This window comes from Streptomyces mobaraensis NBRC 13819 = DSM 40847 (assembly GCF_017916255.1).
Lineage (GTDB): Bacteria > Actinomycetota > Actinomycetes > Streptomycetales > Streptomycetaceae > Streptomyces > Streptomyces mobaraensis.
The window spans coordinates 1,241,835-1,265,558 of sequence record NZ_CP072827.1; the positions used below are offsets into that span (position 1 = coordinate 1,241,835).

Below are 23,724 nucleotides of genomic sequence, written 5' to 3' on the forward strand. Positions count from 1 at the left end.
GCCGCGACAAGGGGGGTCTGGGGGCTTGCCCCCAGGAAACTGGGGGCACCTCCCAGCGGTAGCTGGGGGAGAAAGGGCGGGACCGGGGCACCCTCACCCCGTGACAACCTCCCGCACCCGCGGATCCGGAACCACCGGCGTCACAGACGCAACCCGATGCGAAGGATCCCGCACCTCCCCCACCAACATCTCCAACACATCCTCCAACGCCACCAACCCGAGCACCTTCCCCGACGCATCGGCGACCGCGGCCAGATGAGCCGCAGCCCGCCGCATCACCGTCAGCGCGTCGTCGAGCGGCAGCTCGGCCCGCAGCGTCTCGACCCGCCGCCACACGTGCTGCGGCACGGGCCGGTCCCGTTCCTCCAGGTCCAGAACATCCTTCACATGGATGTACCCCATGAAGGCACCACCCGGGGCACGCACCGGGAAGCGGGAGTACCCGGTCCGAACGGTCAGCTCCTCGATCTCGCGCGGGGTGACGGACGGCGTCACCGTGACCAGCCCGCCCGGATCCAGCAGCACATCGGTCACCGGCCGGCTGCCCAGCTCCAGCGCGTCCTCCAGCCGCTCCTGCTCGGCGGAGTCGAGGAGCCCCGCCTGCCGGGAGTCCTCCACCAGATGGGTCAGCTGCTCACTGGTGAAGACCGCCTCGACCTCGTCCTTGGGCTCGACCCGGAACAGCCGCAGCACCCCGTGCGCGCACGCGCCGAGCAGCCGGGTGACCGGCCGGCAGAGCCGGGCGAAGGCGACCAGGCCGGGCCCCAGCCAGAGGGCCGCCCGGTCGGGGGCGGACATGGCGAGGTTCTTCGGCACCATCTCGCCGATGACGAGGTGCAGGAAGACGACCAGCGCCAGCGCGATGACGTACCCGAGCGGATGGATCAGCCCGTCGGGCAGCCCCACCGCGTGGAAGACCGGCTCCAGCAGCTTCGCCACGGTCGGCTCGGCGACCGCGCCGAGCGTCAGCGAGCAGACGGTGATGCCGAACTGGGCCGCCGCCATCATCTGCGGCAGGTTCTCCAGTCCGGTCAGGACGGTCCGGGCCTGCTTGGACCCTTCCGCCGCCCGCGGCTCGATCTGGCTCCGGCGCACGGAGACGAGGGCGAACTCGGCGCCCACGAAGAACCCGTTGGCCAGCACCAGCACCAGGGCGAAGAGGAGTTGCAGCACGCTCATCGCACCTCTCCCCCCACCATCGCCGCACGGATGAACCGCACCCGCTCGGCCCGGTGGTGCCCGACCCGCCGCACCGACAGCCGCCAGCCGTCGGGCAGTTCCGCGGTGTCCCCGGGCACGGGGATCCGGCCCAGCAGGTCGGCGACGAGCCCGGCCACGGTCTCGTACGGCCCCTCCGGCGCGTCGAGCCCGATGCGGAGCAGGGCGTCGACGCGGCAGCTCCCCTCCGCGTCCCACGCCTGGCGCCCGTCCTCGCAGGGGACGGGCGCCAGGTCGGGCCGGGCGGCGTCGGCGTGGTCGTGCTCGTCGCGGACCTCGCCGACGAGCTCCTCGACGATGTCCTCCAGGGTGACGACACCGGCCGTACCGCCGTACTCGTCGACGACGACGGCCATGGGCTGCTCGCTGCGCAGCCGCTCCAGCAGCGGCTGCACCGGCAGGCTCTGCGGGACGAGCAGCGGGGCGACGGCGATCCGGGTGAGCGGCGTGCGCAGCCGCTCCTCGGCGGGGACGGCCAGGGCGTCCTTGAGGTGGACCACACCGACGACCTCGTCCAGCCGCTCCCGGTAGACGGGGAAGCGGGACAGGCCGGTGGCCCGCGTCAGGTTGAGGACGTCCTCGGCGGTGGCGCCCGCCTGGAGGGCGCTGACCTTGACCCGGGGCGTCATCACGTGCTGGGCGGTGAGTTCGCCCAGGGAGAGGGTCCGCACGAACAGGTCGGCGGTGTCCTGCTCCAGCGCGCCGGCGAGCGCCGAGTGCCGGGCGAGCGAGACCAGCTCGCCGGGCGTACGGGCGGAGGCCAGCTCCTCGGCCGGCTCCACGCCCAGCGCCCGCACCATCCGGTTGGCGACCGTGTTCAGCAGGGTGATCACGGGCCGGAAGAAGTGGGAGAACGCGCTCTGCGGGCGGGCGACGAAGCGGGCGACCTGGAGCGGCCGGGAGACCGCCCAGTTCTTGGGCACCAGCTCGCCGACGACCATCTGCACGGCGGAGGCCACCAGCATGCCGGTGACCACCGCCACGCCGGGCGCGGCGCCGGCGGGCAGCCCGGCCGCGTCGAAGACCCCGGTGAGCAGCCGCCCGAGGGCGGGCTCGGCGAGCATGCCGACCACCAAGGAGGTGATCGTGATGCCCAGTTGGGTGCCGGAGAGCTGGAAGGAGAGTTCGCGCAGGGACTCGACGACGGTGCGGGCCCGCTGGTCGCCGTCCGCCGCGGCCCGCTCGGCCGCGGGCTTCTCGACGGTCACGAGGCCGAACTCGGCGGCGACGAAGAAGCCGTTCGCGAGGATCAGGAGCAGGGCCGCCGCCAGGAGCAGCAGCGAGACGGTGATACTCATGGCGCCGCCTCACGATGGGGGGCGGCGCAGGTACTACAGGACGGTCCGTCCATCCCGGAGGGGATCACTCCTCGGTTCGCAGGTGTCCCGCGGGCCGCCGGGAGGCGGCCGGGTGGGCGGGACGGGGCAGGTGGGTGCCCGTGAACACCAGAGTAATCAAGGAACCGGGAACGGGGGCGTCCGACCGCTCTCAGGTCGCGGAACGGCCGGTGCCGAACTCGGTGACGAGCGCGCTCAGGGTACGGGCCTGGGCGATGGCCTTCTCCTTGGCCATACCGGGCTGAATGCCCATGGCGGGCAGCGTCGTTCCGTCGGCGAGGTCGAGGTGGACCCAGGAGTCGCCGGGCCGCAGGTTGACGCGGACGATCTCGGCCCAGGCCAGCCGCCGCACGGTCGTGAGGTTCACCACGGTGACGCCCTCGGGCGTGGCGACCACCTTGGGGCGGGCGAGCAGGGCGAGGACGCCCAGGCCCAGCAGCCCGGTGCCGATGAAGGTGGCCCGGTCCCCCGCGGTGAACGACTCCAGCAGGAACGACATCACCGCCATCACCACGACGAGGGCGCCGCCGATGCCCAGCAGCACCACCCGGGTGAGGGTCGGGCGGAAGACGGCCGGGAGGGCCGTCTTGGCGCTTCCGGGCGCTGCTGGGCTGGTCACGTCGGTGCGTTCCTTCGTCGGGCGGTGCGCGGCGTCACAAGGGCCGGGGTCGGCCGGGGTCAGAGGCGGCAGGCGTGGATGCCGGTGGTGAGGATGGCGCGCGCGCCGAGGTCGTACAGCTCGTCCATGACGCGCTGCGCGTCCTTGGCCGGGACCATCGAGCGGACGGCGACCCAGCCCTCGTGGTGCAGCGGCGAGACGGTCGGCGACTCCAGGCCGGGGGTGAGCGCGACGGCGCGCTCGACGTGCTCGACGCGGATGTCGTAGTCCATCATCACGTAGCGCCGGGCGACGAGGACGCCCTGCATCCGGCGGAGGAACTGCTGGACCTTGGGGTCGTCCGCGGGGGCGCCCGCGCGGCGGATGACGACGGCCTCGGACTCCAGGATCGGCTCGCCGATGATCTCCAGCCCGGCGTTGCGCAGGGTGGTGCCGGTCTCGACGACGTCGGCGATGACCTGGGCGACGCCGAGTTGGATGGCGGTCTCGACGGCGCCGTCCAGGTGGACGACGTCGGCGTCGACGCCGTGGTCGGCGAGGTGCTTGGTGACCAGGCCGGCGAAGGAGGTGGCGATGGTCATGCCGCCGAACTCGGAGACGTCCTGGGCCGTGCCCGGCCGGGTGGCGTAGCGGAACGTCGAGCCGGCGAAGCCGAGCTGCATGATCTCCTCGGCCCGGGAGCCGGAGTCCAGCAGCAGGTCGCGGCCGGTGATGCCGATGTCGAGCTTGCCGGAGCCCACGTAGACGGCGATGTCGCGGGGGCGGAGGAAGAAGAACTCGACCTCGTTGGCGGCGTCGACGAGGACGAGCTCCCTGCGGTCCTTGCGCTGCCGGTAACCGGCCTCATGGAGCATCTCCGACGCAGGCTCGGAGAGAGAACCCTTGTTGGGGACGGCGATGCGCAGCATGAGGGCGGTTCCTTAGTGCAGGGGGATGGGAGGGGAGAGCGGGGACGGATCAGAGGTGGGCGTACACGTCGTCGAGCGAGATGCCGCGGGCGACCATCATCACCTGGAGGTGGTAGAGGAGCTGGGAGATCTCCTCGGCGGTCGCCTCGGCGCCCTCGTACTCGGCGGCCATCCACACCTCGGCCGCCTCTTCGACGACCTTCTTGCCGATGGCATGGACGCCCTTGCCCACCAGTTCCGCGGTGCGGGAGGTGGCGGGGTCGCCGGCGGCCTTCTGCTGGAGCTCGGCGAAGAGCTCCTCGAACGTCTTCCTGTCCATGGTGGTCCCTACCCTACGGGGTCCGCCCCGGGTGTCAGTGCCAGGGCTCCGACACCGAGCGGAGGGTGACCGCCGTGGCGACGGCCGCGGTGACCGCCTCGTGGCCCTTGTCCTCCGACGAGCCCTCCAGTCCGGCGCGGTCCAGGGCCTGTTCGTCGGTGTCACAGGTGAGGACGCCGAAGCCGACCGGGACGCCGGTGTCGGTGGAGACCTGGGTGAGGCCCTGGGTGACGCCCTGGCACACGTAGTCGAAGTGGGGCGTACCGCCCCGGATGACGACGCCGAGGGCGACGATCGCGTCGTAGCCGCGGCCGGCGAGCACCTTGGCGGCGACGGGCAGCTCCCAGCTGCCGGGGACGCGCAGCAGCGTCGGCTCGTCGATGCCGAGGTCGTGCAGGGCGCGCAGGGCGCCGTCGACCAGGCCGTCCATGACCTTCTCGTGCCACTGGGCGGCGATCACGGCCACCCGCAGGTCACGACAGTTCTTCACACTCAGCTGGGGGGCGCCCTTGCCGCTCACGTCACTCCTCGGTAGTTCGTCGTCGGGTGGTGCTGCTGGTTCGGTGCTACTGGTTGTCGCAGGGGGAGACCTGGTGGTCGTCCAGCCAGGGCAGGTCGTGCCCCATCCGGTCGCGCTTGGTGCGCAGGTACCGGAGATTGTGCTCGCCCGCCGCCACGGGCATCGGCTCCCGGCCGGAGATCTTGATGCCGTGTTGTTCCAGGGCGATGGTCTTGTCGGGGTTGTTGGTCATCAGCCGGATGGAGCGGACGCCCAGGTCGGTGAGCATCCGGGCGCCGGCCGCGTAGTCCCGGGCGTCGGCGGGGAGGCCGAGTTCGAGGTTGGCGTCCAGCGTGTCGTGGCCGGCCTCCTGGAGCTCGTAGGCCCGCAGCTTGGACAGCAGCCCGATGCCGCGCCCCTCGTGGCCGCGCAGGTAGACGACGACGCCGCGGCCCTCGGTGGCCACCCGTTCGAGGGACGCCTCCAGCTGGGGGCCGCAGTCGCAGCGCAGGGAGCCGAAGACGTCGCCGGTCAGGCACTCGGAGTGGACCCGGACCAGGACGTCCTCGCCGTCGCCGAGGTCGCCGGCGACGAGGGCGATGTGCTCGACGCCGTCGCGGACGGAGCGGTAGCCGTGCGCCCGGAACTGGCCGAAGGCGGTGGGCAGCCGGGTGGTGGCCTCGCGCTTGACGGTGGGTTCGGCGGACTTCAGGTACGCGATCAGGTCCTCGATGGAGATGATCGCCAGGCCGTGCTTCCGCGCGAACGGGATCAGTTGGGGCAGCCGCAGCATCCGGCCGTCCTCGCCGGCGATCTCCACGATGGCGGCGGCGGGCCGCAGCCCGGCCAGCCGGGCCAGGTCGCAGCCGGCCTCGGTGTGGCCGGGGCGGGCGAGGACGCCGCCGGACCGGGCGCGCAGCGGGAAGACGTGGCCGGGCCGGACGAAGTCCTCGGAGCGGCTGTCGGGGGAGGCCAGCAGCCGGATGGTGGTGGCCCGGTCGGCGGCCGAGATGCCGGTGCCGACGCCGTGCGCGGCGCTCGCGTCCACGCTGACGGTGAAGGCGGTGCGCATGGTCTCGGTGTTCCTCTCGACCATCTGCGGGAGGTCGAGCCGGTCGACGTCCTCCGCCTCCATCGGCACGCAGATCAGGCCGCGGCACTCGCTCATCATGAAGGCGAGGGTCTCGGCGGTGGCGAGTTCGGCCGCGACGACGAGGTCTCCCTCGTTCTCCCGGCTCTCGTCGTCCACCACCACGACGGGCCGGCCGGCCGCGATGTCGGCGATGGCGCGCTCGACCGGGTCGAGTGCTGAGGCCGCGGGGGCCTCGTGCGGGGCGGTCATGGGTCACTCCGTGGGGGTCGTGAGCGGGCTGTGCGGAACGGCCGGCCGGTCAGGCGGCCCGGGTGAGGACCGGCTCGGCGGCCGGGGCGCGGCGGGCGGCGGCGCGGGAGCGCAGCCACCAGTCGCGCATGCCCCACAGGACGAGGCCGAGGTAGACGACGTAGACGACGCCGGCGAAGGCCAGTCCGCTGGAGAACGCGAGCGGCACGCCCACGAAGTCGACCAGCAGCCAGGCGAACCAGAACTCGACGAGCCCGCGGGCCTGGGCGACCATCGCGGCGAGCGTGCCGACGAAGATGTAGGCGTCCGGCCAGGGGTTCCAGGAGAGCTCGGGCACGGCGGTGAACAGGCCGCCGACGGCGAGCGTGCCCGCGGCCGTCCCGGCGAGCAGCACGGCCCGCTCGCGCCAGGTCGCGAACCGCACGGTGAGGCCGTCCTGGGTGGCGCGCCGCCCGAGGTGCCACTGCCGCCAGCCCCACAGCGAGACGCCGATGACGAGGAGCTGCTTGCCCACCCCGCCGCCGAGGTGGGCGGTGGCGTAGGCGGTGACGAGGATCAGGCCCGCGAGGAACTGGACGGGCCAGGTCCATATGGACCGCTTCCAGCCGAGGGCCAGGGCGATCAGTCCGGCCGTGTTGCCGATCAGGTCGGACCATATGACGTGCTGGCCGAAGGCGGCGAACGCCTCGTCGCCGAGCCACGAGATCGCGCTCATGCCCGTCCCTCCGCGGTGATCCGGTCACCGAGCAGCCGCTCGGTGTACTTCGCCAGCACGTCGACCTCCAGGTTGACCGGGTCACCGGTCTTCTTGACGCCGAGGGTGGTCATCTCCAGCGTGGTGGGGATGAGGCTGACGGTGAACCAGTCGCCCCCGGCCTCGACGACGGTCAGGCTGACGCCGTCCACGGTGATCGAGCCCTTGTCGACGACGTACCGGGAGAGCCGCGCGGGGAGCGAGATCCGTACGGTCTCCCAGTGCTCCCCGGGAGTCCGCTCGGTGATGGTCCCGGTGCCGTCCACATGCCCCTGGACCAGGTGGCCGCCGAGCCGTCCGCCGAGCTTCATCGGGCGTTCGAGGTTGACGCGCGCGCCGGCGTCGAGGGCGCCCAGGCTGGAGCGGTCGAGGGTCTCGGCCATGACGTCGGCGGTGAACTCGCCGTCCGCGGTGGTGACGACCGTCAGGCAGACGCCGTTGACCGCGATCGAGTCGCCGTGCCCGGCGTCCTCGGTGACGAGCGGGCCGCGCAGCCGGAACCGGGCCGAGTCGCCCTGGCGTTCCACGGCGACGACCTCGCCCAGTTCTTCGACGATTCCGGTGAACACTTCTCAGTTCTCCTCTGGGGCGGTGGCGAGGGGGGCGGCGGTGACCCGCAGGTCGGGGCCGATGCGGACGACGTCGGTCACGTCCAGGCGCAGCGCCCGGTCGATGGTGCCGATGCCGGCGTCCCCGAGGGCGGCGGGTCCCGCGCCCAGGAGGGCCGGGGCGAGGTAGGCGACGACGCGGTCCACGGCGCCGGCGGCCAGGAAGGCGCCGGCGAGCCGGGGGCCGCCCTCCAGCAGGACGGAGCGCACCCCGCGGTCGTACAACTCGGCGAGCAGGGCGGGGATGTCGATCCCGGTGCCGTCGGCGGGCAGCCGGGCGACGTCCACCCCGGGCAGGTGAGCGGTGTCGGCGTCCTTGCCGACGGCGATCAGGGTGGGCGCCGCGTCGTCCAGGACCCGGGCGCCGGGGCGGATCGAGGCGTGGGTGTCGACGACGACGCGCAGCGGCTGGGTGACGGCGCGGCCGTCGGGGAGGCCGCGGACGGCGAGGTGCGGGTCGTCGGCGCGCAGGGTGCCGGAGCCGACGACGACGGCGTCGGCCTCGGCGCGCAGCCGGTGGACGTCGGCGCGGGAGCCGGCCGAGGTGATCCAGCGGCTGGTGCCGTCGGCGGCGGCGCTGCGGCCGTCCAGGGTGGCGGCGTACTTCCAGAGCACGAAGGGCCGGCCGCGCAGCACGGCGGTGAGCCAGGCGGTGTTGCCGGCCGCGGCCTCGTCGGCGAGCAGGCCGCCCTCGGTGTCCACGCCGGCCGCGGCCAGGGTGGCCGCGCCCCCGGTGGCGGCCGGGGTGGGGTCGGCGACGGCGTAGACGACGCGGGCGACACCGGCGGCGATCAGCGCCTGGGCGCAGGGGCCGGTGCGTCCGGTGTGGTTGCAGGGTTCGAGGGTGACGACGGCGGTGCCGCCCCGGACGTCGCGACCGGCCGCGGCGGCGGCGCGCAGCGCCTCCACCTCGGCGTGCGCGGCTCCGGCGCGCCGGTGCCAGCCCTCGCCGGCGACCCGCCCGGCGGCGTCGAGCAGGACGCAGCCGACGACGGGGTTGGGGCTCGTGGAACCGAGGGCGCGCGCGGCGAGCGCGATGGCGCGTCGCATCGCGTCTGCTTCGGTCGCGGTGGCCACCGGGGTCCTCCTGCCTCTTCGGGCATGGACTCCGGGGCTGTCGTGAGAACGACGGAAAAGCGGGGACGACGGCGCCGGGAACGCCGCGTGCCCCGTGCGGAACGCGCCTGGAAAGACGGCCGCACGGCCACGGCTCGGTCGCCGGTGCCTGCCCGCCGCGCACTGCCTCCCATCCGGACTTTAACCGTCGGTCCAGGAATTTCACCTGGTCAACCGGCCGCTGGCTGCGGCCGGGTCGCGGACTGTAACCGCCGGTTCGGAATTTCACCGACCCCGGAGTGCGCTGCGTGATGATCTGTTCTGGTACATGGTGCCCGAGCCGCTGTCCAGGGGACTTCCGGCTCCGACGCTCCGAGCGTACGCCGAGCCGCCGCGCGGTGTCCACGGGACTTGACAGAGCGTGTGGCAGGTCACGCGCGGGCCCGCGTACGGTGCCGAGGGGGCCGGTGGCGGCGAGGGGACTGGGGGTCCGACGGCATGGAGGTCCAGGGCGGCGACCGCGGGGAGGGCAGGGAGGCGACCGGCGACCGGGCGGCCGGTTCTCGGGAGGGGGCCGCGGAGCCGCGCCTGCGCCGGGCCCGGCTGGCCGTCGCGGCCGTGTTCGCGGTGCACGGCGCGGTCACCGGGAACTTCGCCACCCGCGTCCCGTGGATCAGGGACCACCTGCGGCTGGACGCGGGCGAGTTGGGCCTGGCACTGGCCTTCCCGGCGATCGGCGCGGCGCTGGCGATGCCGCTCGCGGGACGGGTCGCCCACCGCTTCGGGACCCGGGCCGCGCTGCGCGGGCTGCTCGCCCTGTGGTGCGCGTCCCTCGCCCTGCCCGCCCTCTCCCCCGGCCTGCCGGTGCTCTGCGCGGCGCTCGCCGTGTACGGCGCGGCGTCCGGGACGGCGGACGTCGCCATGAACGCGCTGGGCGTGGAGACGGAGGAGCGGCTGGGCCGGTCGATCATGTCCGGGCTGCACGGGATGTGGAGCGCGGGGGCGCTCGCCGGCTCGGCGGCGGGCACGGTGGCGGCCCACGCGGGCACGGACGCGCGGTGGCACCTCGGCGCGGCGGCCGTCGTCCTGACGCTGCTGGGCGCGGTGGTGTGCGGTCCGGTGCTGGACGTACGGCCGCGGGCGGCGGAGCACGCGCCGCCGAGGTTCGCGCTGCCGCCGAGGTCGGCGCTGGTCATCGGGGCGGTCGGGTTCTGCGCGGTGTTCGCCGAGGGGGCGAGCCTGGAGTGGTCGGCGGTCTATCTGCGGGACGTCGTCGGCTCCGGGGCGGGGCTGGCGGCCGCCTGCACCACGGCCTTCTCCTGCGCCATGGCCGCGGCCCGGTTCGCGGGGGACGCGGCGGTCCGCCGGTTCGGGCCGGTGCGCACGGTCCGGGCGGGCGGGGTGCTGGCGGCGTGCGGCGGTGCGCTGGTGGTCGGGGCGCCGGGGGCGGGGCCGGCGATCGCCGGGTTCGCCTTGGTGGGGCTGGGCATCGCGGTGGTCGTACCGCTCGCCTTCGCGGCGGCCGCACGCAGCGGGCCGGAGCCGAGCCAGGCCATCGCGGGGGTGGCGACGATCACGTACACGTCCGGTCTGGTCGCCCCGTCGGCCATCGGGCAACTCGCGGACGCCACCTCACTGACGGTCTCGTTCGGGCTGGTGACGGTGCTGGCGGCGCTGCTGGCGGTGACGGCGGGGGCGCTGCGGCCGGGGATCGGCGGCGCTGCGCGGGGAGCGGCGGCGGAGGGCGGCTGAGCGTCACTCCTTCGAGGGACGCCGCTCCTTCGAGGGACGGAGCGCCTTCGAGAGACGGAACGCCTCCGCGGGCCGCGCGGCCGGGGCTTCCGGTCGCACGGCCCGCGGTGGAAGGGGACCTCAGAGGGTGAACGTCGGCTCAGGATCCTCAGAGGCTGATGCCCAGGATGTTGACGGTGTTGCGGACGTACTTGCCGCCGTGACCGCCCTTGTGACCCCAGCCGTCGTTCCAGTCGCAGTCGCGGTCGCGACCGCGGTGCTTCCAGCCGTTGTCGCAGTCGTCACCGCGACCCCAGCCCCAGCCGCTGTGGTGGCCCCAGCCACCGCCACGGCCCCAGTCGCCGCGGTCGCAGTCGCGGTCCCAGCCGCCACCGCGGTGACCCCAGCCACCGTTGTGACCCCAGCCACCTTCGTGGCCCCAGCCACCGTTGTGGCCCCAGCCACCCCGGTCGCAGTCACGGTCCCAGCCGCCCTTGTGGTGGCCGCCACCCCAGTTGCCCCAGCCACCCCAGATGTTGATGTTGCCCCAGCCGTTACCCCAGCCGCCGTGGTGACGGCCGCGGTCGCAGTCGTCGTCGTGGTGACGGCCCCAGCGGCCGTGGTCGCAGTCACGGTCCCGGTCCCAACGACCGCGGTCGCAGTCGCGGTCCCGGTCGCGGTGGTGACGGCCCCGGTCGCAGTCACGGTCCCGGTCGCGGTCGCGGCGGTCGCGGTCGCGGTGCTTGTCGCGGCCCTTGTCACGGTCGCGGTCGCGGTCCCGGTCCCGGCCGTGGTCCCGGCCGTGGTCGTCGTCCCAGCTCGCCACCTTGGGCGTGGAAGACGACTGCGGCGCGGCGACGGCCACCCCGGCGGCCGGAACGATGACGCCCGCGGCGAGGACCGCGGCGGCCGCTGAGCGGCCGACGAGCTTACGCATGTATGTCTCCTGGTTTGGCAGGAAATCGGACAACCCACGCATACCTCGCCCAGGGCGGGGACCTGCCGAGCGTCCCGGGCATACAGCCTTACGAGGTGTTAATTGCGCCGATCGCAGCAGCGCCCGCCCGCCCCGCCGACCACCCGGCCCGCGGCACCCCCACAGCGCCCCACCGGCCGTCACCGACCGGCCCGCCGCCCGCCGTTCTCCGCACGGACCACTCCTGACCCGCGCTTAACATGGTGCGGATCACCTCGAACAACCACAGTGGGAGCATTCATGGGCCTCGGCGTGCGCTGGACCCTGCACGGCGACGGGCGCACCCCCGCCCCCGGGGCCGTGGTCGCGCCGGACGAACGGCTCTCCTGGCCGCGCACCGCGGGGCTCGGCGCCCAGCACGTGGTGGCGATGTTCGGGGCGTCATTCGTCAGTCCGGTACTCATGGGCCTGGACCCCAACCTGGCGATCATGATGTCGGGCGTCGCCACCATGCTCTTCCTGCTCGCCACGCGCGGCCGGATCCCCAGCTACCTGGGGTGCAGCCTGTCGTTCGTCGGCGTGGCGGCCGTCATCCGCGCCCAGGGCGGCGACAGCGCGGCCGTCACCGGCGCGATCTTCGTGGTCGGCGCGGCGCTGTTCCTCAGCGGCCTGGCGGTCCGCAGGTTCGGCGCCCGGATCATCCACGCGGCGATGCCGCCCGTGGTGACCGGCGCGGTGGTGATGCTGATCGGCTTCAACCTCGCCCCGGTGACCGCGAGTACCTACTGGCCGCAGGACCAGTGGACGGCCCTGCTCACCATGCTCTTCACCGGGCTGGCCGTGGTCTGCCTGCGCGGCTTCTGGTCGCGTGTCGCGATCTTCCTGGGGCTGCTCTTCGGCTACGCCCTCTCCTGGACCCTGGACCGGATCTTCGGAAAGATCCACTCCGTCAACGGCGGCCCCCAGGCCGTCGACCACTGGCGGCTCGACCTGTCGGGCGTCGGCAAGGCGGACTGGATCGGCCTCCCCTCCCTGCACGGCCCGTCGTTCGGCTGGTCGGCGGCGCTGGTGGCACTGCCGGTGGTCATCGCCCTCATCGCGGAGAACGCGGGACACGTCAAGGCCGTGGGCGAGATGACCGGCGACCCGCTGGACGACCGACTCGGCACCGCGATCTCGGCCGACGGCGCGGCGACGATGCTGTCCACGGCGGTCGGCGGGCCGGCGAACACCACCTACTCCGAGAACATCGGCGTCATGGCGGCCACCCGCGTCTACTCGACCGCCGCGTACTGGGCGGCGGCCTGCTTCGCGCTCCTCTTCGGCATCTGCCCGAAGTTCGGCGCGGTCGTCGCGGCCGTCCCCGGGGGCGTGCTGGGCGGGATCACCGTCATCCTCTACGGCATGATCGGCCTGCTCGGCGCGCAGATCTGGGTGCACAACAAAGTGGACCTGCGCAATCCGCTCAACCTGGTGCCGATCGCGGCGGGCGTGATCATCGGCGTCGGCGGCGTCAGCCTCAAGATCAGCAACAACTTCGAACTCAACGGCATCGCCCTGGGCACGATCGTGGTCCTCACCGGCTACCACGCGCTGCGCTTCCTCGCCCCGCCGCACCTCAAGCGGCAGGAGCCGCTGCTGGACGAGGGGACGAGCGGGTACGACGGACTGGCGGCGGAGGGCGAACGGGACGGCCGCTCCGGGGCCTGACGGCCGCCACCGACCTGCGACGTCGTCACTCACCGTCACCCGTTCCGGTTAACTTGAAGGCCAGAGCCCCTACGCTCCGTATCCATCTGTCACTCTGTGTGCATGGAGATGACGCGAGCACGGACCATGACACCCATGACCGGCATCGAGCGGGTCGTCGCCCGGATGCGGGCGCTGGCCGCCGAGTTGCCGCCGGAGGACGGGGTGGCGGTCTTCAACGGGGTGTATCTGGCGGTCACCGAGGAGGTGGCCCGGCGGGTACCGGACGGCGGGTTTCGGGACCGTCTGGCCACCACCACGCTGGACGTGCTGTTCGCGAGCCGCTATCTGGACGCGGTCGACGAGGCGGCGGCGGGGCGAAGACCGCCGGCCTGTTGGCGTCCGCTGTTCCAGCTCCGCGGCCATCCCGCCGTCCGGCCGGTGCAGTTCGCACTGGCGGGCATCAACGCCCATATCGGCCACGACCTGCCGCTCGCCCTCGCCGACACCTGCCGCGGCCTGGGCGCCGAACCGCGGGACCTGGAGGGGGACTTCCACCGGGTCGGCGCACTGCTGGTCTCCGTGGAGGAGCGGATCCGCGAGGCCCTGATGCCCGGCCCCGACCTGCTGGACGTGGCGGATCCGCTCACCCACCTGCTCGGGTCGTGGACGCTGGAGGCCGCGCGCGGGGCCGCGTGGGCGGCGTTCCGGGCGCTGTGGGCACTGCGCGAACGGCCGGAGGTGGCGGCGGAGTTCGCGGAGCGCGTCGACGCGAGCGTGGGGCTGGTGGGGCGCTGTCTGCTGACGCCGCTGGGGTGCGGGGGCGGCCGGGACGACGGGAAAGACGAGAACGACGAGAACGACGAGAACGACGGGAAGCGCCCCGCGCGCCGGGCGGGCGGCGGCGGGGCGCTTCCTCGAAGACATCCCTTGGGACAGCCCTTGGGACAGTCCTTGTCTCAGTCCTCCGGCAGCTCGACGGGCGCGATCTCGTCGTAGACGTCGCCGGGGCCCGGGTTGGTCGGGTCGGTGGCGCCGCCGAACTGGTGCATCACACCCCAGACGGCGTTCAGCGCGGTCTGCACGGCACCCTCGGCCCAGCCGGCCGTCCAGGAGATGTCGTCGCCCGCGAGGAAGATGCCGCGCTTGCCCTCGGGGAGGCGGTCCTGCATGAAGTGGGTGAACAGCCGGCGCTGGTAGCGGTAGTGGCCCGGGAGGTTGGCCTTGAACGCGCCCATGAAGTAGGGCTCGTTCTCCCAGGAGATCGTCACCGGGTTGCCGATGATGTGCTTGCGGATGTCGACGCCGGGATAGATCTCGCCGAGCGACTTGAGCATGACCTCCAGGCGCTCGTTGGCGGAGAGCGGCAGCCACTTGAGGCTGTCGTCGCACCAGGTGTAGGAGAGGCAGATCACGGCGGGCTTGTCCGGTCCGTCGTCCAGGAGGTAGGTACCGCGCGTCATGCGGTCGGTGAGCGTCATCGACATGACGTCCCGGCCCGACGCGTCCTTGTCCAGCCAGAACGGCCGGTCCACCGGCACGAACAGCTTGGAGGACTCCATGTAGTGGGTACGCTCGACCGCCGTCCAGTGGTCGATCGGGAGGAGCGCGTCGTCGCACTCGATCTTGGACAGCAGCATCCAGGACTGGGCCGTGAAGATGGCCGCCCGGTAGGTGCGGATGTCGCCCGCGGCGTCGGTGACCGTGATCCGGTTGCCGGCCGTGCGGTGCAGCCGGGTCACGGCCGGGCGGGGCGCGCCGTCGTGCAGCGAGGAGAGCGAGGTGCCCTGCGGCCAGTGGACGATCTTCTCCGGCTCGCGCTCCCAGAGCCGCAGCGGGAGCTGCTGGCTGCCGCCGACGATGCCGCGGTGGTGGTCGTCCGCCTCGGTGTAGACGACGCGCAGGATCTCCAGGATGGAGTTGGGGAAGTCGGTGTCCCAGCCGCCGGTGCCGAAGCCGACCTGGCCGAAGATCTCCCGGTGGCGGAAGGACTTGAACGCCTCCGACTCGCAGAGGAAGCCGTAGAAGGTCTGGTTGTCGAGCTTCTCGACGAGCTTGGCCCAGATCTCGCGGATGCGGGGCACGTCGCGCTCGCGCATGGCCCGGTTCATGTCGGAGAAGTCCGCGCCCTCCTCCAGGCAGGCGGCCCAGGCGGCGGCGACGTCGCGGTAGACCTGCGGCAGGTCGTCGACGGTCTCGGCGTAGTGGCTCTCGCCCTTGAGGTCCACGACGGTGGAGGGGGTGCAGGGGGCCAGCGGGTTGGGGAACGGCTTGGTCTCCAGGCCCACCAGGTCGATGTAGTGCTGGAAGGCGGTGGAGGACGGGGGGAAGCGCATGGCGCCCATCTCGGCGGTCAGGCCCGCGTCCTGGCCCTCGGTGCAGCCGTCGAAGCCGACCGTGCGCAGCCGGCCGCCGATCTGGTCCGCCTCGTAGACGACGGGCTTGAGGCCCATCTTCATCAGCTCGTAGGCGGCCACGATGCCGGAGAGTCCGCCGCCGATGACCGCGACCTCGGCGCCGTGCTCGGTGGCCGGTATCTGGCCCAGCCCGGCCGGGTGGGTCAGGTAGTCGTCGTAGGCGAAGGGAAAGTCCGGGCCGAACATGGTGATCGGCGGCTCGTTCTGCTGGACCTGCTCGTCGTGGACGGCGGTGGGCACCGTGGACGTCATCGGCTGAACTCTCCTGCGTGCAAGGGGGTGTGGGGTGAAGCGAGGGGGTGGAGCGAGGGGGGACTCAGACGAGCCGCGTGTAGAGCTCCGGCCTGCGGTCGGCCAGATAGGTGTTCTCGGCGCGCGACCGGTGGAGCAGGGCGGGGTCGGCCTCGGCGACGAGCAGATCCTCGTCGGCGCCGGCCCGGGCGCGTACGGTCCCGTCCGGGGCGGCGAGGCAGGACAGCCCGGCGAAGGCGAACTCGCCTTCCGTACCGCACCGGTTGACATAGGCGATGTAGAGCTGGCTCTCCCAGGCGCGGGCCGGGACGATCGTCTGCGGCACGATCTCGTAGGGCCGCATCAGCGCGGTCGGCGCGAGCAGCAGCTCCGTGCCGGCGAGGGCGTGCGCCCGCACGGGCTCCGGGAACTCGACGTCGTAGCAGATCAGCAGCCCCAGTCGGACGCCGTCGAGCTCGGCCTGCACCACGGCCTCCGTACCGGGGGTGAAGTACGTGGTCTCGTAGGCGCCGAAGAGGTGGGTCTTGCGGTAGTGGGCGAGCGGGGTGCCCTGCGGGCCCATGAGTTGGAGCGCGTTGTAGACGGCGGCGCCGTCGCGCTCCGGGTAGCCGTACCCGATGGCGAGCCCGTGCCGGGCGGCGATCGCGGCCACGGCTTCGGCGCCGGGACCGTCGGCGGGTTCGGCGCGGTCGGGGACCAGGTCGCCGAGCGCGTAGCCGGTCAGGTAGAGCTCGTTGGTGAGCAGCAGCCGGGCACCGGACTCCGCCGCGCGGCGGGCCGCGGCGTCCAGCGCGCCGAGGGCGGCGTCCGCCGAGGACGGAACGCCGCAGGGCCCTTGGAACAGCGCGATACGCAGCGGGTTCATATGTCCTCTTCGGGTGGGCGGCGTGAAGGCGTTTCGATGAACTTTCGACGGGATTCCGGTCAGGATTCCGTTAAACGCCTTGACGGTACGGCCCGGCCTCAGGGGGCGACAAGCTATGGATGTTGCGTGCAGACCAGCGATTCGTTGCGCCTTTTCCGGCGTCGTCGGTGATTCGTTGCGCGCCCTGCGGCGCCCGCGCGCGGCACGGCCTCATCGGGCCCCGGGCCACGCCTTCGGGGCGCCTCCGGGGCCGGCCCGGACGGTGGGGCGGGTCGGGCGGCCGGGGACGGAGGGGACGGAGACGCCCTGCGGGCCGGCGGACCGACGGAAGGGCCGACCGGCGCCCGGTCTCGGGGCGCTCTGCCGATCCGGCCGCCGGTGATCGTTCAGCGACCCGCCGCCGCGGCGGCGTTGCCCATCACCCGCCCCAGCACCCGCGCCAGCACGGACCGCTCCTCGGCGGACAGGCCGGCCGTCAGCGGGCCCTCCAGTCCGGCGAGCACCTGCCGCATGTCGTCGAGCATCCGCCGGCCCCGCTCGGTGACCTGGAGTTCCGCCTTCCGCCCCCGCCCGGCGGGCGTCGTGCGCGCGACGGCGCCGGCCTCCTCCAGACGGAGAACCGTGGCCTGCATGCTCTGCGCCGTGACTCCGGCGCGCCGCCCCAGTTCGCTGTAGGAGAGACCGGGCTCCCGCGCGAGATGCCCCAGGGCACCCATCATCCGGAGCGAGTACCCGTCCCGGGCGGACAGCACATGATGAGCCGCATCCTGAACGAACCGCCCGAGCCCGATCAACATCAACGACAACGGCATCCCCGGAGAACCCCCCGCGGGCGGCCCTCCGGCAGGCGGACCCCCAGCGGGCGGACCCGCAGCAGGCGCACCGCCCGCAGGCGGACCGCTCGCGGCGGCGGTTTCGGCGGGCCGGCGTCCCTCCGACGCGGACGGTACGTCCGCTGCGGATCCGGGCCCCGTGCGGAACGCTTTCGTCCGCTCGTCCCCGGCCATCACCATCACCCCTCGCCCGCATTACGTCCGCTTGACCGCCGGCCATCACACCCGGGGCCACTTCCGGCCACGCCGCCCAGGGATGCTAGCGTCTCACGATGTTTAAGCCAGACTGAAACCCTCGGCCGGCCCGGTTCTGCCCGCCCGACCGCGATGGGAGCGGAAAGCCATGACGAAACTCCTGCTCAGCCTGCATGTGCTGGCAGCGATCCTGCTCATAGGTCCGGCGACCGTGGCCGCCAGCCTCTTCCCCCGCTTCGCGCGGCAGGCCCTGGCCCCGGACGGCGACCGCACCAAGAAGGGCACCGCGGCCCTGCGGATCCTCCACCGCATCACCCGTGTCTACTCGGCGATCTCGGTGACCGTTCCCGCCTTCGGCATGGCGACGGCGCAGCGGATGGGCGTCCTGGGCGACACCTGGCTGGTCGTCTCGATGGCGCTGACCGCGGTGGCGGCGGTGCTGCTGGCGATCGCGGTGTTCAGCCAGGACGCGATCATCGACGCCCTCGACCTCCACGACACCGAGCCCGAGGCGGCCCCCAAGCTCGCCGCCGGCCTGCCCCGACTGTCGATGATCACCGGACTGTTCGCCCTGACCTGGGCGGTCGTCACCGTCCTGATGATCGTCCGCCCCGGTTCGACGACCGGAGCCTGAACCGGTCACGAGCGATCGGTTCCTCGCGTCCGCGCCCCCGGCCGAGGCGAATCTCCCTGCGGGACATGGCGGAATGACCGTTGACGCGGACCTTCGCCGGGCCCACCGGCGAGGTCCGCTGGAACCGCCTCGGCGGGGAGGGCCACCGCCGGTCGTCCTGCCGCACGGCACCCCGTGCTCGTCCCTTCGCCTGACGCGCGGTGCCCCGGTCACCCGCCCGCGTCCACCTGGCGTACATCCGGGACGCGCCCGGCTACGGGCAGTCGGAGAAGACCATGACCGGCAGGACGTCCCCCTGGTCGCCCGAGGCCGTGTCTTCGGCGAGTTCCCGGTCCACCGGGAACCAGCCGAACCCCTGGTCGTGACCCACGACTTCGGTGGCGCCGTCGCCCTGCGCGCCCACCTGCTGCACGGCGCCCGCTACCGCGCGCTCGCCCTCGTCGACCCGGCGGCACTGGCCCCGTGGGACTCGCCGTTCTTCCGCCTCGCCGGTGAACACTCCCCCGTCCTCGAGCAGTTGCCGCCCGCACCGCACGCCGCACTCGTCCGCGCGCACATCGGCACGACCGGCGGGCCCGATCCGCACCCCGCCGTCCCGGAGCGGCTCGTCGAGCCCTGGCTCGGCACGGCGGGCCGGCCGACGTCCCACCGGCGGATCCCCCAGGCCGACCAGTGGCACACCGACAAGATCCAGGGCCGCTACTCCGTCATGGTGTGCTGGGGCACGGATGACACATGGATCCCGCCGGAGAAGGGCCGTGAGCCGGCCGCCGCGATACCCGGCGCCTCCTTTGAGCCGGTCCCGGGCAAGGACCGCCTTGCCGAGGCGGACGCACCCGCCCAACTCATTGCGGCACGGCATGAGTTCCTCCAATCGGCGACGGTTTCCCGCCCCTGGGACAGCGACGCTCAATGGCCGAAAAGCGCCCCTGCGCCCGCAACGCGTGGTGCTAGCGTTCCGAACGAGCACCACTGGGACGACGCCTCGGCCGCGCCGTCCCTCTTACGAGGGAAGCCGCCCCTCACACGGGGGACGATGCGGGGGACGAGGGGGGACCACATTCACCTGCGCCAGAGCCTTCCGGACACACGATCGGCCACGGTGAGCCCACCGGATGGCGCCGCGCGACCGGTGGCCTGATCTCACGTGCCGTGCCGCGCAGCCGAGTTGCGCACGGCAGGCCCGTTCCGTGAAGCCGCCTCGACCACCACGCCGAGCGCATCCCCGCGACGCGCCCACACCGCGATCCCTTCCGCACGGCGCCGCCGGACGGCCTCCGAAGGGCGCTCCGAGCCGTCCCGCGCTCCCCACCGATTCCCTCCGCCCGCCGGGTGGAGGGCGCACCGGCAAGGGAGCCCACCCGGGCTCCGTCCACGACGAGGAGGATTCTCATGAACACCGTGCAGGCGTGGAAGGACTGTGCCTACCGCGAGACCCTGGCCGCGGCTCCCGCGCACCCCGCGGGCTCCATCGACCTGACCGAGGAACTGCCGGGCGAGCGCGGCGGCGTCCAGGCCATGTCGGGCACCATCGCCATCAAGACCATGTCCGCGCCGTTCTGGACCTGCTGCAAGTAACCGTTCCGGTACCACCGTCCGGACCCTCGCGGCACGTCGCCCGCCCCGGCGGGCGACGTGCCGCACCGCGAGCCGACGCCACCCGCCGCACCCCGGAAGGAAAGCCATGCCCCAGAGCACCCAGGCGCCCCACAGCGCCGGGCCCGGCCGCCCCTCCCCCGACCGCACGCCCCCGGCCTGGGTCCGGGCGCTGCGCCTCGGCGAGCGACTCACGGACGGCGGGCCGCCGCCCTGCGAACCGTCCGAGCGAGCCCGCGAACGCCTCGCCGCCTGGCGCCGGCTCGCCGCCTTCCGGGACGACGACCGCTTCGCGGAGAACGTCCGCACGCTGGGCACGGACCCCGGCACGCTGCTCCGCCTGCTGGACGAGCCCCCAGAGGAGCTGGCTACCCGCATCCCACGGCCCTCCTGGGCCACAGAGGACACCGACGCCCCAGAACCAGCGACCCCGACCCGAACCCCGACCCCGACCCCACCGACGGACCCCGTCTTCCTCCCCTTGGTCGCCCCCGCGATCCGCCGTGCGGAGTCGGCGCTCCTGAGCCGGCTGAACCGCCTCGGCGCCGATGCCCCCGCGGGCCTCGCCGACGCCCTCCTCGCCACGCTGCCCCTCGATCGGCTCGACATGGTGCTGGGACCGACCCTCGTCCTGGAGGTGAACGTCGCCCGTGTCGAAGGGCGGCTGCGCGGGGACACCCCGGAGGAGCGGTTCGCCTCCTTCGCCGGGCTGCTGGCCGACCCGGACCACCAGGCCCGCTTCCGGGCCGAGTACCCGGTCCTCGTCCGGCAGGCGGCGGAGGTCCTGGACCGCTGGTCCGCCGCCTGCGCGCGGCTGGCCCGCCACCTCCGGGACGACCTGCCCGACCTCCGCCGCGACCTGCTGGCCGGCCGGCCCGCCGACACCGTACGGTCCGTCGCACTGGGCGAGGGCGACCTGCACCACGGCGGGCGGAGCGTGGCCCGGGTGGAGTTCGCCTGCGGCGGCGTCGTCATGTACAAGCCGCGCTCCCTCGCCGTGGACGCCGCCTTCGGCGCCCTCGCCGAACGCTTCTCCCACGACACCGGCCTCGTCCTGCGCGCCGCCCGCGTCCTGGACCGGAAGGAGCACGGCTGGGCCGAGTACATCCGCCCCGCGCCCTGCTCCGCCCCCGACGGCCCGGCCCTCTTCTACCGGCGGACCGGCGCGCTGCTCGCCCTGGTCCACGCGCTGCGCGGCAGCGACCTGTACTACGAGAACGTCATCGCCGCGGGAGACCACCCGGTCCTCATCGACCTGGAGGCCCTGTTCCACCCGGGCGACGGCAGCGCGCCCGTCTGGTCCGCGTCCTCCCCGGCGGACGCCGACCCGGCCGGCGAGCTGCTGCACCGGTCCGTGCTGGCCACCGGCCTGCTGCCGGGCCGACGGCTGGTCGGCCCGCCGGACGGCCGCGCTCCGGCACACCACGCCCCGGCCCGACGCCCCCAGACGCACCGCCCGCAGACGGACGCCCCGCAAGCCGCGGACCACCCCCAAGCCACCGCCCTCCCCCGCACCACCGACCTCAGCGGCATCGGCGGTTCCGCCGGCCAGCCCTGGCTGACGCCCGTCCCCGTCCCGGTGGGCGCGGGCACCGACGAGGTGCGCCTGCTCCCCCGTGAGGTGGAGGTGCCCGGGGCGGACAACCGCCCGTCCCTGCCCGACGGTTCGTCCGTCGACCCGGGCCGCCACCTCCCCGACCTGCTGGCCGGCTTCCGGACCGGCTACGACTGGCTGACGGAGCACCGCGCCGCCCTCCTCGCCCCCGGCGGCCCGGTCGACGCGTTCGCCGACGCGCCCGTCCGCTACCTGCACCGCGACACCTACGTCTACGACAAGCTGCTGCGCGAGAGCTTCCACCCCGATTTCGCGCGGGACGCGCTGGACCGCGAGCGCAGCCTGGCGCGGCTCTGCTCGGGCTGGGCGGGCGCTCCCGATCGGAAGCGGATCGTCCGCGACGAACTGGACGCACTGCTCACCGGCGACATCCCGCTGTTCCGTGTCGTCCCCGGCCGCCGCGACCTCCTCCTGTCCACCGGCGGAACCGTCCCCGGCTTCCTCGCGCGCGACGGGCTCTCGGCCGTCCGCGAGGGCCTGGCCGCCCTCGGCCCCGAGGACCGGGACCGCCAGGAGTGGATCATCACCACGTCGTTCACGGACACGTTGAACAAGGCGGGCACGCCGCATACGAAGCCCCCGCACGTTCCCCGCCCCTCTTCCCCCGGCCGCCCAGCGGACACCCGAGCCCTGACAGCCGCGGCGGAGGAGATCGGCGACCGGCTCCTCCGGCTGGCCGTCACCGAAGGCGACGCGGTCGGCTGGCTCGGCACCCGCTCCCCCGGCCCCGGCGTCACCGAGATCGTCCCGCTGGGCCCGGACCTCTACGGAGGGCTGGCCGGGATCGGCCTCTTCCTCCTGCGGCTCGCCCAGGTCACCGGCGCCCGCCGCTTCCGCGACCAGGCGGACCGTGTCGCGGACGAGGTCGCCCGCCGCGTCACGGGCGGCGAGCACCCGGACGCCGGGGCCCTCTACCTGATGAGTCACGACCTGAAGGCGGGCGGTCCCGCGGACCGCTTCCGGGCGGTCCGCGACGCGGTCCTCCCCGCGCTGCGGACGGCCGTCGCCGAGGACACGGCGTACGACGTGATCGACGGCGCCGCCGGGTACGTCCTGATGTGCCTGGCGGCGTACGCGGCCGACGGCGGCCCGGAGTCCCTGGAAGTGGCCCGGCTCGCCGCCGACCACCTGGCCGCCCGCGCCGAGCCGGCGGGCGCCGGGCTCGGCTGGCGGCACGCGGGCATCCCCGCCCCGGGGCCGCTCACCGGCCTGGCGCACGGCACGTCGGGGGCCGTCGTCGCCCTGTCCCGGTTGAACGCCCTGCACCCCGACGGGCGCTACGGCGCGCTGATCGACGGAGCGCTGGCCTACGAGGCCGGCGTCTTCGAGCCCGACGCGGGGAACTGGCCCGACCTGCGGGAGCACGCGCCCGTACGGCACTGGTCCGCCTGGTGCCACGGCGCGGCCGGCGTCGGCCTGGCCCGCGCGGAGCTGCTGATGTCCCCGGCCCGGCCGGCGGCTCGTGCGGACCGGGCCGCCGACGAGCTGCGGACCGCGCTCGGGCCGACCCTGGCCGACCGGGACAACCACAGCCTGTGCCACGGCGGCCTCGGCAACCTCGAACTGCTGCTCTACGCCGAGCGGCTGGGCCTCGCCCGCCCGGGCGGCCTCGCGGACCGCCTCTCCGCCGTCCTGGAGCGGGCACGGCGGACGGGCTGGCGGTCGGGTGCCCCGGCGGGCGAGGAGGTGCCCGGACTGTTCACGGGCCTGGCCGGGATCGGCCACAATCTGCTGCGGTTCGCGGCACCGGACGACGTACCGTCGGTCCTGCTCCTGGAACCGCCCCCGGGAATCAGGACGGCGCCCCCGAGCTGAACCGCCGCAGCAGCGGCGACAGCACCAGCACCGACTTCGTCCGCTCGACGAACGGCTCGCCGGCGATCCGCTCCAGCACCCGCTCGAAGTGCCGCATGTCGGAGGCGAAGATCTGGACGATGGCGTCGGCCTCACCGGTGACGGTGGAGGCGGACGCCACCTCCGGGTAGCGGGAGAGGCCGCGGTGGATCGCCTCGGGCGAGGTGTTGCGGCGGCAGTAGAGCTCGATGAAGCCCTCGGTCTCCCAGCCGAGGGCTCCCGGGTCCACCCGGACGGTGAACCCGGTGATGGCCCCTTCGGCACGCAGCCTGTCCACGCGCCGCTTCACCGCGGGCGCGGACAGGCCGACCTCGGCGCCGATGTCGGCGTAGGAGCGCCGGGCGTCCTCGGCCAGGGCGTGCACGATACGTTCGTCGAGCTCGTTGAGTCGCACTGCGGGTGAATCACTTTTCTACGGGATCCTGCTGTTCCTCCAGCAGTAGATCACGTATCCGGCGTCCACCCCG

The 23,724-nt window shown here is 73.6% G+C and carries 20 protein-coding genes, 2 pseudogenes and 1 riboswitch; of the genes and pseudogenes, 7 read left to right on the forward strand and 15 right to left on the reverse strand.

Annotated elements, in window-relative coordinates; all coding sequences use genetic code 11:
* Positions 1–93 precede the first annotated feature (93 nt).
* The 10 genes from J7W19_RS04720 to ribD form a co-directional block, all read right to left on the reverse strand.
* The gene (locus J7W19_RS04720; RefSeq protein ID WP_004952242.1) at positions 94–1,179 is read right to left on the reverse strand and encodes a hemolysin family protein; all 1,086 of its coding nucleotides are present in this window, start codon (positions 1,177–1,179) and stop codon (positions 94–96) included.
* Complete coding sequence (locus tag J7W19_RS04725) at positions 1,176–2,510, reverse strand: hemolysin family protein (protein ID WP_040892032.1); 1,335 nt, start codon at positions 2,508–2,510, stop codon at positions 1,176–1,178. Before J7W19_RS04725 ends, J7W19_RS04720 begins: the two co-directional genes overlap by 4 nt.
* Positions 2,511–2,706: 196 nt before the next feature.
* Positions 2,707–3,174, reverse strand: coding sequence for a PH domain-containing protein (locus J7W19_RS04730; RefSeq protein ID WP_004952245.1), 468 nt, complete (start codon positions 3,172–3,174; stop codon positions 2,707–2,709).
* A gap of 59 nt (positions 3,175–3,233) precedes the next feature.
* Entirely contained in the window at positions 3,234–4,082 is an 849-nt protein-coding gene (gene hisG / locus J7W19_RS04735) for an ATP phosphoribosyltransferase (RefSeq protein ID WP_004952247.1), read from the reverse strand.
* Positions 4,083–4,131: 49 nt separating this feature from the next.
* Positions 4,132–4,401, reverse strand: coding sequence for a phosphoribosyl-ATP diphosphatase (locus J7W19_RS04740; protein ID WP_004952249.1), 270 nt, complete (start codon positions 4,399–4,401; stop codon positions 4,132–4,134).
* A 34-nt stretch (positions 4,402–4,435) separates the two neighbouring features.
* The gene (ribH, locus tag J7W19_RS04745; protein ID WP_004952252.1) at positions 4,436–4,921 is read right to left on the reverse strand and encodes a 6,7-dimethyl-8-ribityllumazine synthase; all 486 of its coding nucleotides are present in this window, start codon (positions 4,919–4,921) and stop codon (positions 4,436–4,438) included.
* A 46-nt stretch (positions 4,922–4,967) separates the two neighbouring features.
* Positions 4,968–6,242 (reverse strand): bifunctional 3,4-dihydroxy-2-butanone-4-phosphate synthase/GTP cyclohydrolase II, encoded by a 1,275-nt coding sequence (locus J7W19_RS04750; RefSeq protein ID WP_004952254.1) that lies wholly within the window; start codon positions 6,240–6,242, stop codon positions 4,968–4,970.
* 49 nt (positions 6,243–6,291) lie between these two features.
* Entirely contained in the window at positions 6,292–6,957 is a 666-nt protein-coding gene (locus J7W19_RS04755; protein ID WP_004952256.1) for a nicotinamide mononucleotide transporter family protein, read from the reverse strand.
* Positions 6,954–7,565, reverse strand: a complete 612-nt coding sequence (locus J7W19_RS04760) for a riboflavin synthase (protein WP_004952257.1) — start codon at positions 7,563–7,565, stop codon at positions 6,954–6,956. Before J7W19_RS04760 ends, J7W19_RS04755 begins: the two co-directional genes overlap by 4 nt.
* Positions 7,566–7,568: 3 nt before the next feature.
* The gene (ribD, locus tag J7W19_RS04765; protein WP_004952259.1) at positions 7,569–8,681 is read right to left on the reverse strand and encodes a bifunctional diaminohydroxyphosphoribosylaminopyrimidine deaminase/5-amino-6-(5-phosphoribosylamino)uracil reductase RibD; all 1,113 of its coding nucleotides are present in this window, start codon (positions 8,679–8,681) and stop codon (positions 7,569–7,571) included.
* A gap of 155 nt (positions 8,682–8,836) precedes the next feature.
* A riboswitch (FMN riboswitch) is annotated at positions 8,837–8,967 on the reverse strand.
* 191 nt (positions 8,968–9,158) lie between these two features.
* Between ribD and J7W19_RS04770 the strand changes: the two genes are divergently transcribed.
* Positions 9,159–10,412 (forward strand): MFS transporter, encoded by a 1,254-nt coding sequence (locus tag J7W19_RS04770; protein ID WP_004952261.1) that lies wholly within the window; start codon positions 9,159–9,161, stop codon positions 10,410–10,412.
* 148 nt (positions 10,413–10,560) lie between these two features.
* On the opposite strand, the gene J7W19_RS04775 is transcribed toward J7W19_RS04770, so the two are convergent.
* A complete protein-coding gene (locus tag J7W19_RS04775) occupies positions 10,561–11,328 on the reverse strand; it encodes a hypothetical protein (RefSeq protein ID WP_004952262.1) in 768 nt (255 codons plus the stop codon).
* A gap of 279 nt (positions 11,329–11,607) precedes the next feature.
* Between J7W19_RS04775 and J7W19_RS04780 the strand changes: the two genes are divergently transcribed.
* The gene (locus J7W19_RS04780) at positions 11,608–13,017 is read left to right on the forward strand and encodes a uracil-xanthine permease family protein (RefSeq protein WP_004952265.1); all 1,410 of its coding nucleotides are present in this window, start codon (positions 11,608–11,610) and stop codon (positions 13,015–13,017) included.
* A 126-nt stretch (positions 13,018–13,143) separates the two neighbouring features.
* Positions 13,144–13,809 (forward strand): annotated as a pseudogene (locus J7W19_RS04785) (DUF5995 family protein); the annotation flags it as partial.
* A gap of 146 nt (positions 13,810–13,955) precedes the next feature.
* Here J7W19_RS04785 and J7W19_RS04790 read toward each other — a convergent pair.
* The 3 genes from J7W19_RS04790 to J7W19_RS04800 form a co-directional block, all read right to left on the reverse strand.
* Positions 13,956–15,665 (reverse strand): flavin monoamine oxidase family protein, encoded by a 1,710-nt coding sequence (locus J7W19_RS04790; RefSeq protein WP_004952269.1) that lies wholly within the window; start codon positions 15,663–15,665, stop codon positions 13,956–13,958.
* A gap of 64 nt (positions 15,666–15,729) precedes the next feature.
* Entirely contained in the window at positions 15,730–16,530 is an 801-nt protein-coding gene (locus J7W19_RS04795) for a carbon-nitrogen hydrolase family protein (RefSeq protein ID WP_004952271.1), read from the reverse strand.
* 386 nt (positions 16,531–16,916) lie between these two features.
* Entirely contained in the window at positions 16,917–17,327 is a 411-nt protein-coding gene (locus J7W19_RS04800) for a MarR family winged helix-turn-helix transcriptional regulator (protein WP_233478068.1), read from the reverse strand.
* A gap of 379 nt (positions 17,328–17,706) precedes the next feature.
* On the opposite strand from J7W19_RS04800, the gene J7W19_RS04805 reads away from it, so the two are divergent.
* The 4 genes and pseudogenes from J7W19_RS04805 to J7W19_RS04820 all read left to right on the forward strand — a co-directional run bounded on the left by J7W19_RS04805 (position 17,707) and on the right by J7W19_RS04820 (position 23,218).
* Positions 17,707–18,192 (forward strand): DUF2269 family protein, encoded by a 486-nt coding sequence (locus J7W19_RS04805; protein ID WP_004952276.1) that lies wholly within the window; start codon positions 17,707–17,709, stop codon positions 18,190–18,192.
* An 80-nt stretch (positions 18,193–18,272) separates the two neighbouring features.
* Positions 18,273–19,066, forward strand: a pseudogene (locus tag J7W19_RS33750) (alpha/beta fold hydrolase); the annotation flags it as partial.
* A 518-nt stretch (positions 19,067–19,584) separates the two neighbouring features.
* On the forward strand, positions 19,585–19,770 hold the full coding sequence (locus tag J7W19_RS04815) for a mersacidin/lichenicidin family type 2 lantibiotic (protein ID WP_004952279.1): 186 nt from the start codon (positions 19,585–19,587) through the stop codon (positions 19,768–19,770).
* A 106-nt stretch (positions 19,771–19,876) separates the two neighbouring features.
* Positions 19,877–23,218 carry a type 2 lanthipeptide synthetase LanM family protein gene (locus J7W19_RS04820; protein WP_004948616.1) on the forward strand — a complete coding sequence of 1,114 codons (3,342 nt, stop codon included), beginning with the start codon at positions 19,877–19,879 and terminating at the stop codon, positions 23,216–23,218.
* Here J7W19_RS04820 and J7W19_RS04825 read toward each other — a convergent pair.
* On the reverse strand, positions 23,196–23,651 hold the full coding sequence (locus tag J7W19_RS04825) for an Lrp/AsnC family transcriptional regulator (protein WP_004948618.1): 456 nt from the start codon (positions 23,649–23,651) through the stop codon (positions 23,196–23,198). The genes J7W19_RS04820 and J7W19_RS04825 overlap by 23 nt on opposite strands.
* Positions 23,652–23,724 lie beyond the last annotated feature (73 nt).